Origin of the sequence: Saccharothrix sp. S26 (assembly GCF_021390395.1) — a bacterium.
Lineage (GTDB): Bacteria > Actinomycetota > Actinomycetes > Mycobacteriales > Pseudonocardiaceae > Actinosynnema.
In genome coordinates, this window is record NZ_JAJUWT010000013.1 from 20411 (window position 1) to 35588 (window position 15178).

The following is a 15178-nucleotide window of genomic DNA, read 5'->3' on the forward strand; positions in this document are numbered from 1 at the left end:
TCAGCCCGGGTCGCCGCGGCGCTTGCGGTGCACCACCCAGCCGAAGTCGACCAGCAGGACGACCACGATCACCACCAGCAGCACCGCGAGCCAGGTCAGGCCCGCCCGGACGCACAGCACGGCGGCCACGCCGTTGAAGACGACACCGAACCCGGCCAGCCACAACCGCAGGGTCAACGCGCTGCGCGGCGGCGCCGGTGGCGGCAGGTCGTCGTCCGGGTGGCCGGCGCCGGTCACGTCCGCCACTCCTCCTGCCAGCCGTGGTGGGTGTCGTAGGCGGCGGCGAGCAGCAAGAGCACGGACCGGTCCGAGGAGCCCTCGACCTCCTTGCGCAGCCACTGCGCCTTCTCCGCGAACGGCACGGGCGCGCGTTCGAGCTGGGCGTGCGCCTCGCCGGGCACGAGCAGCAGCTCGCGGCCGTCGTCGGAGCGCAGCACCGCCAGCCGTCCCCGGCGCTCGGCCTCGTCCAGCAGCGGCAGCTCCTCGCGGGCGAGCCGCTCCTCGTCCTCGGTGAGCCGGTCCAGCACGAACCGGCGCAGGTCCTCATCGGAAAGTCGGTCGGGCTCCACGTCCATGGCCCTGGGGTATCCACTCGCACCCCGGCCACACGTCGTGGCGTGCGGGTGATCGCGTCGCCCGGTAGGAATAGGTGATGACCAGCGCTTACGAACCCGACCCACGGCGGTGGCACGCGCTCGCGGTCACGCTCGTCGCCGGGTTCATGAGCCTGCTCGACGTGAGCATCGTGTCCGTGGCCCTGCCGTCCATCCAGCACGGCCTGGGCACCACCCCGGCGGGTGTGCAGTGGGTCGTCTCGGGCTACGCGCTGGCGTTCGGCTTGGCCCTGGTGCCCGCCGGACGCCTGGGCGACGCGATCGGGCGAAGGACCATGTTCCTGTGCGCGTTGAGCGGGTTCGTGCTGTTCAGCGCGTTGGCCGGACTGGCGCCGACCACGGAGGTGCTGATCGTGGCACGGCTGGCCCAGGGCGTCTCGGCGGGCGCTCTCGCGCCGCAGAACTCCGCGTTGATCCAGCAGCTGTTCCGGGGCGCGGAACGCGGGCGGGCGTTCGGGTTCTTCGGCTCCACGGTCGGCGTCTCCACGGCCGTCGGGCCGGTGGTCGGCGGCGTCATCCTGGCCGTGGCCGGCGAGGACGAGGGCTGGCGGTGGATCTTCTACGTCAACGTGCCGATCGGCGTGGTCGCGCTGGTGCTGGCCGCCCGGCTGCTGCCCCGCGCCCGCGGCGGACCGCGCGGTCACCTCGACCTGGTCGGCGCGGCCCTGCTGGGCACCGGTGTGCTGGCCGTGATGCTGCCGCTGGTGCTCGCCGAGGCGGGCGGGCTGGCGCGGCTGTGGTGGTTGTTCGCGGTCGGCGTGGCGCTGCTGGCGCTGTTCGTGCGCTGGGAACGGCGCGTCGCCGCGCGCGGCCGGAGCCCGATGCTGAACATCGCGCTGTTCACCGGCACGCCCGGTTACGGCACGGGCGCGTTGCTCGGGACGGTGTACTTCGTCGGGTTCGCCGGCATCTGGCTGGTGTTCGCGCTGTACTTCCAGACCGGGCTGGGCTACACGCCGTTGCAGTCGGGGCTGGCCGTGACGCCGTTCGCGGTCGGGTCGGCGGCGTCCGCGGTGATCGGCGGGCGGCTGGTGGAGCGGTGGGGCCGCAAGCTGACCGTGACCGGGTTGACCCTTGTGGTGGCCGGTCTCGCGGTAACGGCGGTGGTGCTGCGGTTGGCCCCGGCGCACGTGGCCGGGTGGGCGGTCGCACCCGCGCTGCTCGTGGCGGGCGTCGGCGGCGGGTGGGTGATCTCGCCGAACACCACGTTGACGTTGCGGCACGTGCCGGTCGCGATGGCGGGTGCGGCGGGTGGCGCGTTGCAGACCGGTCAGCGCATCGGCTCGGCGATCGGCACGGCGGCGTTGACCGGCGTGTTCTACCTGGTGCTGACCTCGACCGGGCGGGACTTCCCGGTGGCGGTGTCGGTCGCGGTGGGCGGCGCGACGGTGGCCGTATCGCTGGCGCTGGTGGTCGCGATCGCGGAGCTGCGCGCCCGGCCGCGCTGTCCGTCCGCTGTGGAGGGTGCGGAGGAGGCGATCCCGGACGCGCCGTGAGCTGCGCCGGCCGGCGTGGCGCGGGCACGATGGTGGCATGGACCTGCTGCCGCTGACCGAACAGCTGCTCGGCATCCGCTCGACCGCCGACCGACCGGACGACCTGCGCCGGGCGCTGGACCTCGTGCTCGACGTGGTCGGGCCCGGGTTCACCGTGGAGCGGTTCGAGTCGGGCGGCAAGCCCAGCGCGCTGGTCTACGTGGGCGAACGCCGTCCCCACTTCCGGGTGATCTTCAACGCCCACCTGGACGTGGTGCCGGGCGCGGACGAGCAGTTCCGGCCACGCCGTGACGGCGACCGGCTCATCGCGCGGGGCGCGCAGGACATGAAGCTGTCCGCGCTGGTGCTGGCGACGGTGTTCCGGGACGTCGCGTCCCGGCTGCCTTACCCGATCGGGCTGCAACTGGTCACCGACGAGGAGGTCGGTGGGCGCGACGGCACGCTGCACCAGTTGGAGCAGGGCGTGACGGCGTCGTTCGTGGTGATCGGCGAGCACAGCGCGCTGCGGGTGGTGGCGGAGTCGAAAGGTCTGATCACCGTTCGGCTGCACGCGGAGGGACGCGCGGCGCACAGCGCTTACCAGTGGCTCGGCGACAACGCGGTGCTGAAGGTGATGCGGGCGGTGGACGGTGTGCTCGCCGCGTACCCGGTGGCGGCGGGGGAGGAGTGGCGGACCACGGTGAACGTCGCCCGGATCTCGACCGGCAACGAGGCGCTCAACCAGGTGCCCGCGGACGCGACGGCGTGGCTGGACGTCCGGTTCCCGCCCGAGGACGCCGACTTCACCGGCCGGACGCGGGAGGAGGTCGCCGCCCGCTTCGCCGCGTTGTGCCCGCCCGGCGTCACGGTCGCGGTCGACCACGTCGAGCCCCCGCACCGGGCGGACCCGGACGGGCCCGACCTGCTGGCGTTGCAGCGCGCCGCCCGTGCCCAGGGGTATTCGGGTGAGCTGCTGCGCAAGCACGGCGCGGCCGACTCGCGGTTCTACTTCCAGCGCGGCATCGACGCGGTGATCTTCGGCGTGGGCGGAGACGGGCAGCACGGGCCGGACGAGTACGCGGACCTCACCACGGTCGAGCCGTACCGGCGGGCGTTGATCGCGTTCCTGGAGGGCATTGCCTGACGCGTAACCTCTTGGTTACGCTTCCGGGGTGGACGAGGTGGCGGGTGCGATCGCCGACCCCGTGCGGCGGGAGATCCTGGAGATGCTGCGGGGCGCCGCGCGGCTGTCGGCGGGTCAGATCGCCGAGCGGTTCGCGATCAGCCGTCCCGCGGTGAGCCGGCACCTGCGGGTGCTGCGGGAGAGCGGGCTGGTGCGCGACGAACTCGTGGGCCGGCAGCGGTTCTACGTGCTCGACGCGTCCCGGTTGACGCCGCTGGCGCGGTGGCTGGCGTCGTTCGACGTGCCCGTCGCGCCCGACCGGCCATCGGGGTGGGCGCACCGCCTCGACGCGCTGGAGACCGAGGTCCACCGCACCCGCCGGGAACGCCGCACCGGCGGTCACCCTGCCGACGGTGTGCCTGCCGACGACGTTAAGGAGAACACCGCATGACCCCGACCCCCGCCGGTCGCCTGTTCCGCACGGATCAGGGCAGCGACCTGGTGCTCACCCGGACGTTCCGCGCGCTGGCCGAGGACGTGTGGGCGAGCCTCACCGAGCCGGAGCGCACCGCCCGGTGGTTCGGCCCGTGGGAGGGTGAGGCCGCGCCGGGGCGCACGGTGAAGGTGCAGATGGCGTTCGAGGAGCAGGAGCCGTGGGTGGAGGTCCGCATCGACGCCTGCGACCCGCCCCGGCGGCTGGCGCTGTCGATGGTGGACGAGGCGAGCACGTGGCGGATGGAGCTGCTGCTGTCCGAAGTGGACGGTGTGACCGAGCTGCGCCTGGTGCACCACCTGTCCACGGAGGAGGGCATCGGCGAGGTCGGGCCGGGTTGGGAGTACTACCTCGACATGCTGGTCGCCTCCCGCACCGGTGCGCCGCTGCCCGGCTTCGACGACTACTACCCGTCCCAGAAGGCGTACTTCGAGGCGCTGACGACCGTGAGCCTTCGGGACGCGTGATCAGTCGGGAACGCGGGCGGCGACCTTCGCCTGGAAGTCCGGGCAGGCGGTGATGTTTTCGGCCGCGCAGCCCATCGCGTGCTCCGGCACCGCCGGCGAGGCATGGAGCGAGGTGATCCGCTCGGCCAGCCGGTGGTGGTGCTCGCGGTAGAGGGCATGTCGGGTCGAGCGGTCGGCGGTGGCGGCGGACCGCAGCCTGATCCGGTCGAGGCCCGGCCCGGCGTCCTTGGCGAGCAGGATCATCGCGATCCGCGCCTGGTCCGCCTGCCCGTACCGCTCGGCCACCGCGCCGATCGACATGTGCGCGTTTAACTTCATGTCGACGTGAAGTTGCGCAGTCGGCGGTGTTGTCACCCACCGCCGAGGAACGACCGTGTCCGACCACCCGTCCACCACCTCCTTCGATCGCGCGCGCAGCGCTTCGTATGACGGCCGGGCCGCCTGGCTGCCGGGCGGGTTGTACCGGCGGGTCGCCGAGGACGTGGCGGCGCTCGCCGGTCCGGGCGCGGGCGGTTGCTGCAACGAGCTGGCGAGCCGTCGGGCGGACCTGGTGCTGCAAGGTGTGGACCTGTCGGCCCACATGACCGCCATCGCCGGGCTACGGGCGTCAAGCATCGCGTTCCACGTCGCCGACGTGGTGGCGCTGCCGCGGTCGGACGCCGGCGTGGACGTGGTGGTGTTGACCTTGAGCATGCACGAGTGGCCGGACCGGCGACGTGCGGTGGCCGAGTTACGGCGGTGTGCTGCTGGGGCACGACTGCGCGCTTCGAACGCGAGGTGTTTTCCGGGTTCGCCGGGGTTCGTCGCGTGCCCGTGCGCCCGGAGTGGTGGCCGGTGGCGTTGTTCGCCGGCGTGACGGCTCGGGCGAGGTGATCACACGGTCGGTGAGCTGCGCGTTTCGGTGGTTGGGAGTACGGTCGGGGGACACGCAGCGGGTTGAGCCAGCAGCCACTGCCTTCTTCGACCCCGAGGAGGCTGCGGGCCGTGATGACGGAACGTTTCGGTCACCCGTTCAGGGTGGATCGGCAAGTGCACGGCTATGCCGTCGTGGTGCGCGTCTCCGGCGAGGTGGACGCGATGACCGTCCACGAGCTGAACCACGAGATCGCCGTCAGCCTCGCCCTGGCCACCCCACCGGCCCCGGTCGTGGTGGACCTGACCGACGTCGACTTCTTCGCCGCCGCCGGCCTCAACGAACTCCACCGCGGCCACCTGGCCGCGAAAGCGGCCGGCGTGCAACTGCGCGTAGTCGCCAGCCACCGCCACGTCCTCCGACCGTTCGAGATCAGCGGCCTGGACCAGGAAATCAGGCCGTGCCCCACCCTGGCCGAGGCCCTGGTGGTGCACCTGCCCCGAGGCGCCCGCCGTTTCGTCCCCCTCCCCGCCACCTGACCACAGTCCTCGCGCTCGGGAGAGGCATTGACCCCGAGGTGCCGCGGCCACCACGCACCGACGACCACCGATAAGGCCCACAGGTGCGCTGGTGCTGCCGCGCAGGCGGCCTGGCATCTGACGGTGAGCCCGGGGCAGCGATGACTGCGGCGGTGGGCGCGACTCGCGGGCACACCGCAACCGCCAGAGCAGGGTGGTGATGGAGGTGGTCTCGGTGCGACGGGGTTCTGGGTCGGTGTGGTTCGGCCGATGGTGGTGGGTGGCGGGCGCTCTTGGGTGTTGAGTGCTGATTCGGCGATGTTCGCGGCCAGTGCGGTTAGCTGGGGGCGCTGGGTGCAGGGGAGTTCGTGGGGGTTGGGGCGTGAGTGGAGATCGCGGTGCATAGGTCGACTCCTGCGGTAATGGCGGGGTTCTTTGGGGTCAGTGGGGTTGGCTGGGAGCACTGGGGTGGCGTGGTGCGTGGGTTCACAGTGGTGGTGATGGAGGTGCTGTCGGCGCGACGGGGTTCTGGGTCAGTGCGGTTGGTTGATGGTGGATGGCGAGAGCTCCAGGGGGCCTGGGGCCGGTTCGGTGACGTTCGTGGCAAGTGAGGTTGGCTGGAAGCGCTGGGCCGGGGCGGTCAGCCGAAGGTGCTGGTGTAGGCCAGGGCTCCCAGGAGGGGAGCGGTGGCCAGGGTTAGCAGGACGGATTTGCGGGTTGGTCTTGGGCCGTTCAGGGCTTGGCGGATGCCGGTCGGGATGAACGCCGCGCACAGGCCCACGATGGCGATCACCGAGGTGATCTCGGTGCCCTTCAGGACGCCCAACGGGAGCAGGCACGTGGTGGCCAGGGCGAACGCGCGGGCCGGGCCCAGGGCGCCGCTCCGGTAGGCGGCGAAGGCCAGGACCGGCCAGCCGAGCATGATGGTGAACGACAGGAAGCTGAACAGGTGCAGGTCCTGGTAGGACGCACCGACCAGCGCGGTCGCCAGCGGCGCGCCCTGGTGGTGGACCAGGCCGTGGGCCGCCTGGTCGATGCCCGCGTGGAACGTGCGTTCGAACAAGCCCACCAGAACCAGTGAAGCACCCCAAGCGGCCAACACCGGTCGTGTCCGCCCGATCGCGTTGGCCAAGCCGATCACGGCGGGTGCCAGCAGCACGGTGCCGGCGAGCACCGCGGTGTGCGCGGCGGTCATCAGGGCAGGGTGCTCGGCCACCGCGACCAACTGCTGCGGGAAGAAGAAGTGGAACGGCCAGCGCAGCAGCGTGCCCGCGAGCAGCAGGAGCGGTCCGAGGATCATGGTGCCGGCGCCGATCCACCGGCCGGGGAAGGTGTAGGTCATGGGGAAGACGATCCCAGCGGGGGTGGGGGGTGCGGATCGGCCCGCGGTCCGGAGTTGAGGTCAGACCGGGGTCCGATACGGCCGCACGAAAGATCGGTCCGCCGCACACACCGACCCGATCGGCCCGGCCGCACGCAACACGACTTCCAGCGCCCGCGCCGGATCCGACATGTAGACCTGGCTGAACCACGCCATGTTCGCCTCCACCACCACGAGCGACGCCCGCGGGTCGTCGGGCGGACCGGTCAGCCCCACGTCGACCACCACCGCACTGGGCAACCCGGGCAACGCCGCCGCGAACGCGCGCAACGGCGCCGCCGACGAACACGAATCGAGCGGCGCGGGGTCCAGCCGACCCCACGTCGCGTAGCGCGACCCCGCCCGCACCTCGCCCTCCAGCACGAACAGCCGGAACTCGGCCGCGAACTCGACCACCTCGCTCACCAGCACGGCCGTGTCGTCCGGCAGGTCGACGGGCAGCTCAGCCCCGTGCGCGTACACCCGAGCCGGGAAGCTCTTCGCGGACGGCGGCTTCACGAACACCCGCCCGGACAGCGCGCGAGCCTCGTCCAGCGTCATCGCCCGGATCCGCCGCCCGACCAGCTCCGGCGGCAGCCCGGGCAGCCAGTCGTCGGCCGGTTCGAGCAACCCCAACCCCAGCCGTCCGGCGACGCGATCGGCGAACAACGGCCCGCCGTAGTAGTGCGCGGACCCAGCCGGAACCAGGTCGGACACCACGGCCAGACCGCGCTCGACCGCCGCACGGGCCAGCGGCCCGACCGTCGGCAGCACCAGGGGCGGAACGAACAGGTAACGGGTCATAACGGGCCCATAGTGCGCACCACGGCACCCCACCGTCGAACGATTACCCAGGCCGCACCCACATCCGTACCCTGCCGGCATGATCACCTACGAGTGGCGCGGCCGGTTCGAGAACCCCGAAGTCAACGCCCTGCACGCGGAAGGTTTCGACCACGAACCCCTGGACGACGACTGGTGGGGCCAGGTCACCCGCCACAGCCTCGGCTGGGTCACCGCCCGCCGCGACGACGCCCTCGTCGGGTTCGTCAACGTCGCCTGGGACGGCGCGGTCCACGCCTTCGTCCTCGACACCCTCGTCACCGCGACCGAACGCCGTCAAGGCGTCGGCAAGCACCTCGTGGCCAAGGCCGTGGACGGCGCACGCGCCGCCGGGTGCGAGTGGCTGCACGTCGACTTCGACGACCACCTCGAGCCGTTCTACTTCGACACCTGCGGCTTCCAACCGACCGCCGCGGGCCTCATCGCCCTCTGAACCTGAGCAACCCGCGTCACACGGTGTGTAACTCGCTCCGTCACGGGTAGTCGGCGGGAGACTGCCGACGAGGAGGAGCACGTGGACGCGTTCAAACCGGCCAAGGTCGTGAAGGATGCCCTCGACAAGGCCGCGGAGAAGGTCGCCGACCTGGTCACGCCGCCGGTCCCGGGCACGCCCGGCAGCGCATCGCCACCGCTGGACCCGCCGAGCGAGCCGCAGGGCCCGCTGCCCCGCAAGCCCGACCAGGCCTCCCCGCAGACGCGGACCGCGACCGGCGCGGAGACCGGCGCCGCGGCCGACGTGCGGGAACAGCAGGGCGAGTACCTGACCACGTCGACCGGCCTGCGCCTGTACGACACCGACCACTCGCTCAAGGCAGGCGCGCGCGGACCGACGCTGCTGCAGGACCACCACCTGCGCGAGAAGATCACCCACTTCGACCACGAACGCATCCCCGAACGAGTGGTGCACGCGCGGGGCGCGGCCGTGCACGGTGTCTTCGTGGGCTACGGCAATGCCACGAACGTGTGCAAAGCAGGCTTCCTGGCCGAAGGCGTGACCACCCCGGTGTTCACCCGGTTCTCCACGGTCGTGGGTTCCCGCGGCTCGGCGGACACGGTGCGTGACACCCGCGGCTTCGCCACGAAGTTCTACACCGACGAGGGCACCTTCGACCTGGTGGCCAACAACATCCCGGTGTTCTTCATCCAGGACGGCATCAAGTTCCCGGACATCGTCCACGCGGCCAAGCCGCACCCGGACCGGGAGATCCCGCAGGCGCAGAGCGCGCACGACACGTTCTGGGACTTCGTCTCCACGCACACCGAAGCCACCCACCACGTGATGTGGCAGATGTCCGACCGCGCCGTGCCGCGCTCCTACCGGATGATGGAGGGCTTCGGCGTCCACACGTTCCGCCTGGTCAACGCGGAGGGCCAGACGTCGTTGGCGAAGTTCCACTGGAAGCCGAAGCTGGGCGTGCACTCCCTGCTGTGGGAGGAGGCCCAGCTGATCGCGGGCGTCGACCCGGACTTCCACCGGCGCGACCTGTTCGACGCGATCGAGTCGGGCGCGTACCCGCAGTGGGAGCTGGGCATCCAGGTCTTCCCGGACACCCCCGAGCAGACGTTCGAGGGCATCGACCTGCTCGACCCGACCAAGATCGTGCCGGAGGAGCTGGCCCCGGTGCAGGCGATCGGGATGCTCACGCTCAACCGCAACACCACCAACTTCTTCGCCGAGACCGAGCAGGTGGCGTTCCACGTGGGCCACCTGCCGCCGGGCATCGACGTGACCGACGACCCGCTGCTGCACGCGCGCCTGTTCTCCTACATCGACACGCAGCTGAGCAGGCTCGGCGGCCCCAACTTCAACCAGATCCCGATCAACCGGCCGCACGCCCCGGTCAACGACATGCTGCGCGACGGCTTCCACCAGCACGCCGTGCACAGCGGCGTGGCGCCGTACAAGCCGAACACCCTCGACGGCGGCTGCCCGTTCATGGCGGGGCTGGAGACCGGCGCGTACGTGGAGTTCCCCGCGCCGGTCGCCGAGTCGGTCAAGGAGCGTCGCTCACCCGCCTCGTTCGCCGACCACTACAGCCAGCCGCGGCTGTTCTACCGGAGCCTGACCCCGGTCGAGAAGGAGCACCTGATCCGGGCCTTCACGTTCGAGCTGGGCAAGTGCTACGAGCAGGCGATCAAGGAACGCGAGCTGCGCGTGCTCGCCAACGTCGACGCCGACCTGTGCGCGCAGGTGGCGGCCGGTCTCGGGCTGCCCGTGCCGGAGGCGACCGAGCCCGCCCCCGAGGTCACGCCCAGCCCCGCGCTCTCGCAGATCGGGCAGGTGTGGCCGCCGGACGGCCGGTTGATCGGCATCGTGGTGGACGCGGACGACCCGGCGAGCCTGGACGGGCTGCACGGCCTGCGCCAGACGATCAGCGCGGCCGGCATGGTGCCGTTGCTCATCGCCGCGCGCGGCGGTCAGCTGGACGAGGGCCTGGTGGCGCAGCGGACGTTCCTCACCGCCCGCTCGATCGAGTTCGACGCGTTGCTGCTGGCCGCCGCGCCGCCGCCCGCCCCGGACGCGATCCCGGCCCGCGACGACAAGGCCGGTGCGTCCGGCGCCACCGTCGACCCGCGCGTGGTGCTGATGGTCCAGGAGTGCTACCGGCACGCCAAGGTGATCGGCGTGTGGGGCAACGGCGAGGCCGCCCTGGTCGAGGCCGGGTGCTCGGCGGGCGACCTGGGCATCGCGGTCGGCGACACCCCGGCGGACGTGTTCGCCGAGGTCCAGACGCTGCTCGGCACCCACCGGGTGTGGGACAGGTTCCCCGCGACCGTCGCCTGACCCGACGACGACCGGCCGCGGACGGGTGTCCGCGGCCGGTCGCTCATGTCAGCACAAGCACATCGTGTAGTTCGCCTGGTACGTCGTCGCGGTCGCGGGCGCGGTCACGTTGTGCGTCTGCGCCCCGCCGTCGGACCAACTGCTGTACTTGTAGCGGAATATCAGCGCGCCGCCTTGCGGGCTCGGCGCGCTGATCGAGTTGTTCGAACCGACGATCACCGTGCGGGTGAACGGCGTGGTCTGCGCCGTGCCGCCGACGCTGAGCTGCAAACCGCTCGGGTTCGTCGTGAACGTCAGCGCCACCGTCCGCGGGTCGAGCTTCGTCGTGGTGCTCTTGACCCGGCCCGACGAGTCGGTCGCGGTCAGCGTCAGCTCCAGGTGCGACGGGTACTCGTGGTCCGGCGCGATGAACGAGCCCGACGCCACCCCCGACCAGGTCTGCACCACGTGCTCGTGGCACGAGCCGCTGGTCGCGCAGTGCTGGATGCTCAGCTTCCAGCTCAACGCGGACGCGGCCAGCGCGCCGTCCTGCGGGTCGGTGGCGTGACCGGAGAACGGCACGTCCTGGCCCACCACCCAGTTCAACGGCGCGGTCGGCGTGTCGATCACCGGCACGGGGTCCTCCGACACCGGGGTGCCGACCGTGACGGTGACCGAGGTGGTGCCCGACGCGCCCGCCTGGTCGGTCACCCTGAGCCCGACCGCCACCGCCGCCTGGGCGGTGTAGGTGCGGGTCGGCGTGGCGGAGGTGGAGTCGTCGTACTGGCCGTCGCCGTCGAGATCCCACGCGTAGCTCAACGTGTCGCCCGGGTCGGGATCGGTCGACCCCGTGCCGTTGAACTGCACGGTCAGCGGGGCGGGCCCGGACTGCGGGGTGGCGGTGGCGACCGCGGTCGGCGCCTGGTTGCCGGTCGGGTAGCTGACGCGGCGCAGCTGGCCCGCGCCCAGCGCGATGTAGAACAAATCGCCGCCGGGACCGGTGGTGATCTGCACCGGCACGTTCACCCCGGTCACGAACGGCACCAGCTTGGCCGGGTCGGGCTGGCCCGCGGTGGTCTGCATGGCCCAGATGCAGCCGCGTGAGCTGTCGGCGAAGAACAGCGCGCCGTCGTAGGCGGGCGGGTAGTTGCTGGTCGACTCGAACGCGATGCCCGACACCGACGAGCCGCCGGTCGGGCACGGGTCGGTCGCGACGACCTTCGCCGAGTGGTTGTAGGCGTAGTACGGCGTGGTCTGGCCCGCGCCCGTGTAGAGCGACTCGCACAGGGTCAGGTTCGCGCCGTCGTAGCCGCCCTGGCGCGCGGAACCCTCGTAGCAGGGCCAGCCGAAGTTCTCCGCCGTCGCGTCGTTCACGTCGGCGATCCGGTTGACCTCCTCCCACGTGTTCCAGCCGACGTCGCCCACCCACAGCTCCTCCGTGCCGGGGCGGAAGGCGAAGCGGAACTGGTTGCGCAGGCCGTGGGCGATGACGCGCTGCGCGTTGGCGTCGGCGTGGCCCGCGAACGGGTTGCCGGGCAGGCCCGCGCCCGTGTCGGGGTCGATGCGCACGATCGAGCCGTCGAGGCTGACCGGTTCGCCCGCCGGGCGGCGGATCGACTGGGAGCGCAGCGCGCCGCCGCGTGCGGTCGGGGCGGTGAGGTTGGTGCCCGCGGGCGAGGGCGGGTCGGCGCACGGGTTGCCGACCTGGCCGTAGTCGGCGAAGTTGAAGCTCGCGCCGTCACCGCCGCCGACGTAGAGGCCGCCGTCGGGGCCGAAGACGACCGAGCCGATGGAGTGGCTCGGGTACTGCTGGCACCAGTCGGTGACCAGCGGCTGTTCGGCGGTCATGGTGCCGCCCGCGCCCATGGTCAGCTTGGACACCCGGCCGGTGACCACGCAGCCCTGGTCGGTCGCGCCGGGCGGGGTCGGGCACTGGTCGCCCCAGCGCGGGTGCGTGCCGCCGGGCACGGCGTCGTAGGTGTAGGCGACGTAGACGTACGGGCGGGTCGGGAACTGCGGGTCCACGGCCAGGCCGAGCAGGCCGCGGTCCCAGAAGTCCTGCGTCTGCGGGCGCAGGTCGGCGAACACGGTGGCCGTGGTGTCGGCGAGCGAGTCGAAGACCTTGACCAGGCCGCTCTTCTCGGCGATGAACACCCGGCCGTCCGGCGCGAACGAGACGGCGGTGGGCGTGGTGAGGCCGCCGATGGCGAGGGTGTCGGTGAAGCCCGCGGGCACGGCCGCGGAGGCCGTCGGGGGAAGTGCCACCGCGGTGGCGGCGACCACGAGGGTCGCGGCGGCTACGGCGGTCACACGTCTCGACCGGGGCGACAGTCGTGGGCGGCGGAGTAATCGCATGGTCCGGTTCGTTCCCTTCGTGACACTTTTGGGTGAGCACGGAAGGGTTACATGCGTGTTGCCGATTACGCACTGCTTTGTCGGGCGGGATTTCGGCTACCGCGCGGTCTCATCCGGGCGGCCTATCGGTCACCCCGATAAATCGGCACAGTCGTGGTCCGACCGGCCGACCGTGACGCGGCGTTCAGTCCAGCACGGCGTCGCGCCCGATCCTGACCCGGGTCAGCAGGAACCCGGCCGCGGCGGCGAGCGGGAACATCACCACCCCGTAGACGGCGGCCGGGACGGCGAGCTGCTCGCTGCCCAGCACGGTCACCGCGACCGTGATCGCCAGCGTGCTGTTGTGCACGCCGACCTCGAACGCCGACGCGACCGCCTGCCGCTCGCCGACCCCGGCCAGCCGGGGGAGCAGGTAGCCCGCGGCCAGGCTGCACGCGCAGAACAGCACGGCCACCAGCCCGACGTCGGCCAGGTAGCCGCCGACGTTCTCCCGCTCGGCGACGATCGTGCCCACGATCACGGCGACCAGCACCACCGCCGAGAAGATCCGCACCGGCTTGTCCGCGCGGTCGGCGAACGCCGCCGACCAGCGGCGCACCAGCATGCCCAGCACCACCGGCGCCAGCACGATCGCGAACACCTGGGCGACCTTGCCGAACTCCAGCCCGACCGCGCCGTCGGCCACCGGCTCGAAGTGGTCGAGGGCCAGGTTCACCACCAGCGGCAGGGTGATCACCGCGAGCACCGAGTTCACCGCCGTCAGCGTGATGTTGAGCGCGACGTCGCCGCGGAACAGGTGGCTGAACAGGTTCGCCGTGGTGCCGCCGGGTGAGGCGGCGAGCAGCACCATGCCCACCGCCAGGACCGGGTTCAGGCCGAACGCGACCACCAGCCCGAAGCACACCGCCGGCAGCACGAGCAGTTGGGTGGCCAACGCGACCGCCACGGCACGCGGTTCGCGCGCGATGCGGGCGAAGTCGGCGACCGTCAGCGACAGGCCGAGCCCGAACATGACCACGGCCAGCGCGACCGGGAGGCCGACGCTCGTCAAGGCGGAATCCACGGCGATCACCTGCGTCTCTGCGTCGAACCCGGACCGGGAGGAGCGCATCGTCCCCCAGAACGGGACGAATCGGGAGGTTTCACGCCGGTTCGATGGCAATCGGTGATCACGGCGCGAGCCGGCCGAGTCCGCGCGCGTGGACCCGCTCGGCGGGCCGAGCGGGTCCTGAGCGTTCAACTCGGGGGTTCTGAACGTAGGACACGCGTGACGCGAACGTAGGACTCTCGCGTTCTGGACGTAGGACTCGCGGGTCAGGGTTTGTGGGAGACCAGGAGGGATTGGCCGGGGGAGGTGGTCAAGGGGTGGGTGGTCGGGGTGGTCAGGCCGGCGGAGGTCAGCCAGGTGGTGATCTCGGACGTGCCGTAGACCTGGCCGCCCTGGCCGTGGAACAGGTTCAGGCTGAACACGCGGGCGAAGGCGTCGGAGGCGCGGTCGGGCGGGTGCTCGTCGTGCTCCAGCAGCACGACCGCGCCGCCGGGGCGCAGGGCCGAGGCCACGCGCGCCAGCAACGCCTCGTTGGCCTCGGCCGTGCGGCCGTGCACGACGTTGAACAGCAGCACGGTGTCGTAGCCCTCGCCCAAGTCGAGCGTGTCGTAGTCACCGGCGCGCAGGGTGATCCGCCGGGACAGGCCCGCGTCGGTGACCGCCGCCGCACCCACCGCCAGCGCGTCGGGCAGGTCGATGACGGTCGCCTCCAGCGACGGGTGCGCCGTGCACAACCGGATCGCGTGCTTGGCGTGCCCGCCGCCCACGTCCAGCAACGTCGACCCGACCGGCACGATCGAGGCCACCTCGGGCGCGATCGCGTCCGCGTGCCCGGCCAGCATGCCCTGGAACCGGCGCAGCACCTCCGGCCGCTCGGCGAGCCACGCGTAGAAGTCGATCGCGGGCTTGCCGGTGCGCACCGACTCCTCCAAGCCCTGCCACGACTCGAACAGCACGACCGACCAGAACTTGTCCACCTCGGCGTAACCGCCGCCGGTCAACCACTTCGCGGTCTCGGGGGTGGCGGCGTAGCCGTCGGGCCCGCGGGTCAGGTACCCGAACGACACCAGCGCCTCGGCCAGCAGCCCCGTGCCGCGCGGGTCGGCGTCGAGCGCGGCGGCCAGCGACGGCAGCGGGCGCGGGCCGTCGGCCAGCGCGTCGAACAGGCCCAGCCGCAACCCGGCCGCCACGGCGCGGTAGCCCGCCGTGGCGAGCAGGTCGGGGAACGACGGCGGGCCGTCGTCCGGCTCCAGGTGCAGTGGCAT

Annotated in this window: 16 protein-coding genes; 8 read left to right on the forward strand and 8 right to left on the reverse strand. The window is 72.0% G+C overall.

Annotated features, from left to right (window positions below):
* Together LZG04_RS21650 and LZG04_RS21655 are read right to left on the reverse strand one after the other, a co-directional pair.
* Positions 1-237 (reverse strand): DUF6343 family protein, encoded by a 237-nt coding sequence (locus LZG04_RS21650; protein WP_233819618.1) that lies wholly within the window; start codon positions 235-237, stop codon positions 1-3.
* Entirely contained in the window at positions 234-575 is a 342-nt protein-coding gene (locus tag LZG04_RS21655; RefSeq protein ID WP_233819619.1) for a hypothetical protein, read from the reverse strand. Before LZG04_RS21655 ends, LZG04_RS21650 begins: the two co-directional genes overlap by 4 nt.
* Positions 576-652: 77 nt before the next feature.
* Between LZG04_RS21655 and LZG04_RS21660 the strand changes: the two genes are divergently transcribed.
* The 4 genes from LZG04_RS21660 to LZG04_RS21675 are packed head-to-tail and all read left to right on the forward strand — an operon-like array spanning position 653 to position 4172.
* Positions 653-2110, forward strand: coding sequence for an MFS transporter (locus tag LZG04_RS21660; protein WP_233819620.1), 1458 nt, complete (start codon positions 653-655; stop codon positions 2108-2110).
* 37 nt (positions 2111-2147) lie between these two features.
* Positions 2148-3233: a M20 family metallopeptidase gene (locus LZG04_RS21665; RefSeq protein WP_233819621.1), complete on the forward strand. Its 1086-nt coding sequence runs from the start codon at positions 2148-2150 to the stop codon at positions 3231-3233.
* Between the two features lie 28 nt (positions 3234-3261).
* Entirely contained in the window at positions 3262-3663 is a 402-nt protein-coding gene (locus LZG04_RS21670) for a metalloregulator ArsR/SmtB family transcription factor (protein WP_233819622.1), read from the forward strand.
* A complete protein-coding gene (locus tag LZG04_RS21675; RefSeq protein ID WP_233819623.1) occupies positions 3660-4172 on the forward strand; it encodes an SRPBCC family protein in 513 nt (170 codons plus the stop codon). Before LZG04_RS21670 ends, LZG04_RS21675 begins: the two co-directional genes overlap by 4 nt.
* Here LZG04_RS21675 and LZG04_RS21680 read toward each other — a convergent pair whose 3' ends face one another.
* Positions 4173-4490, reverse strand: coding sequence for a hypothetical protein (locus LZG04_RS21680; RefSeq protein WP_233819624.1), 318 nt, complete (start codon positions 4488-4490; stop codon positions 4173-4175).
* A 55-nt stretch (positions 4491-4545) separates the two neighbouring features.
* Between LZG04_RS21680 and LZG04_RS21685 the strand changes: the two genes are divergently transcribed.
* On the forward strand, positions 4546-5028 hold the full coding sequence (locus LZG04_RS21685) for a class I SAM-dependent methyltransferase (protein ID WP_233819625.1): 483 nt from the start codon (positions 4546-4548) through the stop codon (positions 5026-5028).
* A gap of 131 nt (positions 5029-5159) precedes the next feature.
* A complete protein-coding gene (locus LZG04_RS21690; protein WP_267937307.1) occupies positions 5160-5564 on the forward strand; it encodes an STAS domain-containing protein in 405 nt (134 codons plus the stop codon).
* 619 nt (positions 5565-6183) lie between these two features.
* Here LZG04_RS21690 and LZG04_RS21695 read toward each other — a convergent pair.
* Complete coding sequence (locus tag LZG04_RS21695) at positions 6184-6885, reverse strand: hypothetical protein (protein ID WP_233819627.1); 702 nt, start codon at positions 6883-6885, stop codon at positions 6184-6186.
* Between the two features lie 60 nt (positions 6886-6945).
* Positions 6946-7707, reverse strand: coding sequence for an ATP-grasp domain-containing protein (locus LZG04_RS21700; RefSeq protein WP_233819628.1), 762 nt, complete (start codon positions 7705-7707; stop codon positions 6946-6948).
* Between the two features lie 79 nt (positions 7708-7786).
* On the opposite strand from LZG04_RS21700, the gene LZG04_RS21705 reads away from it, so the two are divergent.
* Both LZG04_RS21705 and LZG04_RS21710 read left to right on the forward strand, forming a co-directional pair.
* The gene (locus LZG04_RS21705) at positions 7787-8179 is read left to right on the forward strand and encodes a GNAT family N-acetyltransferase (protein WP_233819629.1); all 393 of its coding nucleotides are present in this window, start codon (positions 7787-7789) and stop codon (positions 8177-8179) included.
* A gap of 81 nt (positions 8180-8260) precedes the next feature.
* Positions 8261-10531, forward strand: coding sequence for a catalase (locus LZG04_RS21710; RefSeq protein WP_308199227.1), 2271 nt, complete (start codon positions 8261-8263; stop codon positions 10529-10531).
* Positions 10532-10579: 48 nt separating this feature from the next.
* Here LZG04_RS21710 and LZG04_RS21715 read toward each other — a convergent pair whose 3' ends face one another.
* The 3 genes from LZG04_RS21715 to LZG04_RS21725 all read right to left on the reverse strand — a co-directional run bounded on the left by LZG04_RS21715 (position 10580) and on the right by LZG04_RS21725 (position 15178).
* Positions 10580-12865 carry a PQQ-dependent sugar dehydrogenase gene (locus LZG04_RS21715; protein ID WP_267937310.1) on the reverse strand — a complete coding sequence of 762 codons (2286 nt, stop codon included), beginning with the start codon at positions 12863-12865 and terminating at the stop codon, positions 10580-10582.
* A 184-nt stretch (positions 12866-13049) separates the two neighbouring features.
* Positions 13050-13928 carry a bile acid:sodium symporter family protein gene (locus LZG04_RS21720; protein ID WP_233819631.1) on the reverse strand — a complete coding sequence of 293 codons (879 nt, stop codon included), beginning with the start codon at positions 13926-13928 and terminating at the stop codon, positions 13050-13052.
* Between the two features lie 251 nt (positions 13929-14179).
* On the reverse strand, positions 14180-15178 hold the full coding sequence (locus tag LZG04_RS21725; RefSeq protein WP_233819632.1) for a class I SAM-dependent methyltransferase: 999 nt from the start codon (positions 15176-15178) through the stop codon (positions 14180-14182).

Coding starts and splice junctions, on each gene's coding strand:
- LZG04_RS21660 (WP_233819620.1), top strand. CDS start 653: ATGACCAGCGCTTACGAACCCGACCCACGGCGGTGGCACGCGCTCGCG.
- LZG04_RS21690 (WP_267937307.1), top strand. CDS start 5,160: ATGACGGAACGTTTCGGTCACCCGTTCAGGGTGGATCGGCAAGTGCAC.
- LZG04_RS21725 (WP_233819632.1), bottom strand. CDS start 15,178: ATGCCACTGCACCTGGAGCCGGACGACGGCCCGCCGTCGTTCCCCGAC.
- LZG04_RS21680 (WP_233819624.1), bottom strand. CDS start 4,490: ATGAAGTTAAACGCGCACATGTCGATCGGCGCGGTGGCCGAGCGGTAC.
- LZG04_RS21695 (WP_233819627.1), bottom strand. CDS start 6,885: ATGACCTACACCTTCCCCGGCCGGTGGATCGGCGCCGGCACCATGATC.
- LZG04_RS21665 (WP_233819621.1), top strand. CDS start 2,148: ATGGACCTGCTGCCGCTGACCGAACAGCTGCTCGGCATCCGCTCGACC.
- LZG04_RS21700 (WP_233819628.1), bottom strand. CDS start 7,707: ATGACCCGTTACCTGTTCGTTCCGCCCCTGGTGCTGCCGACGGTCGGG.
- LZG04_RS21655 (WP_233819619.1), bottom strand. CDS start 575: ATGGACGTGGAGCCCGACCGACTTTCCGATGAGGACCTGCGCCGGTTC.
- LZG04_RS21675 (WP_233819623.1), top strand. CDS start 3,660: ATGACCCCGACCCCCGCCGGTCGCCTGTTCCGCACGGATCAGGGCAGC.
- LZG04_RS21705 (WP_233819629.1), top strand. CDS start 7,787: ATGATCACCTACGAGTGGCGCGGCCGGTTCGAGAACCCCGAAGTCAAC.
- LZG04_RS21715 (WP_267937310.1), bottom strand. CDS start 12,865: ATGCGATTACTCCGCCGCCCACGACTGTCGCCCCGGTCGAGACGTGTG.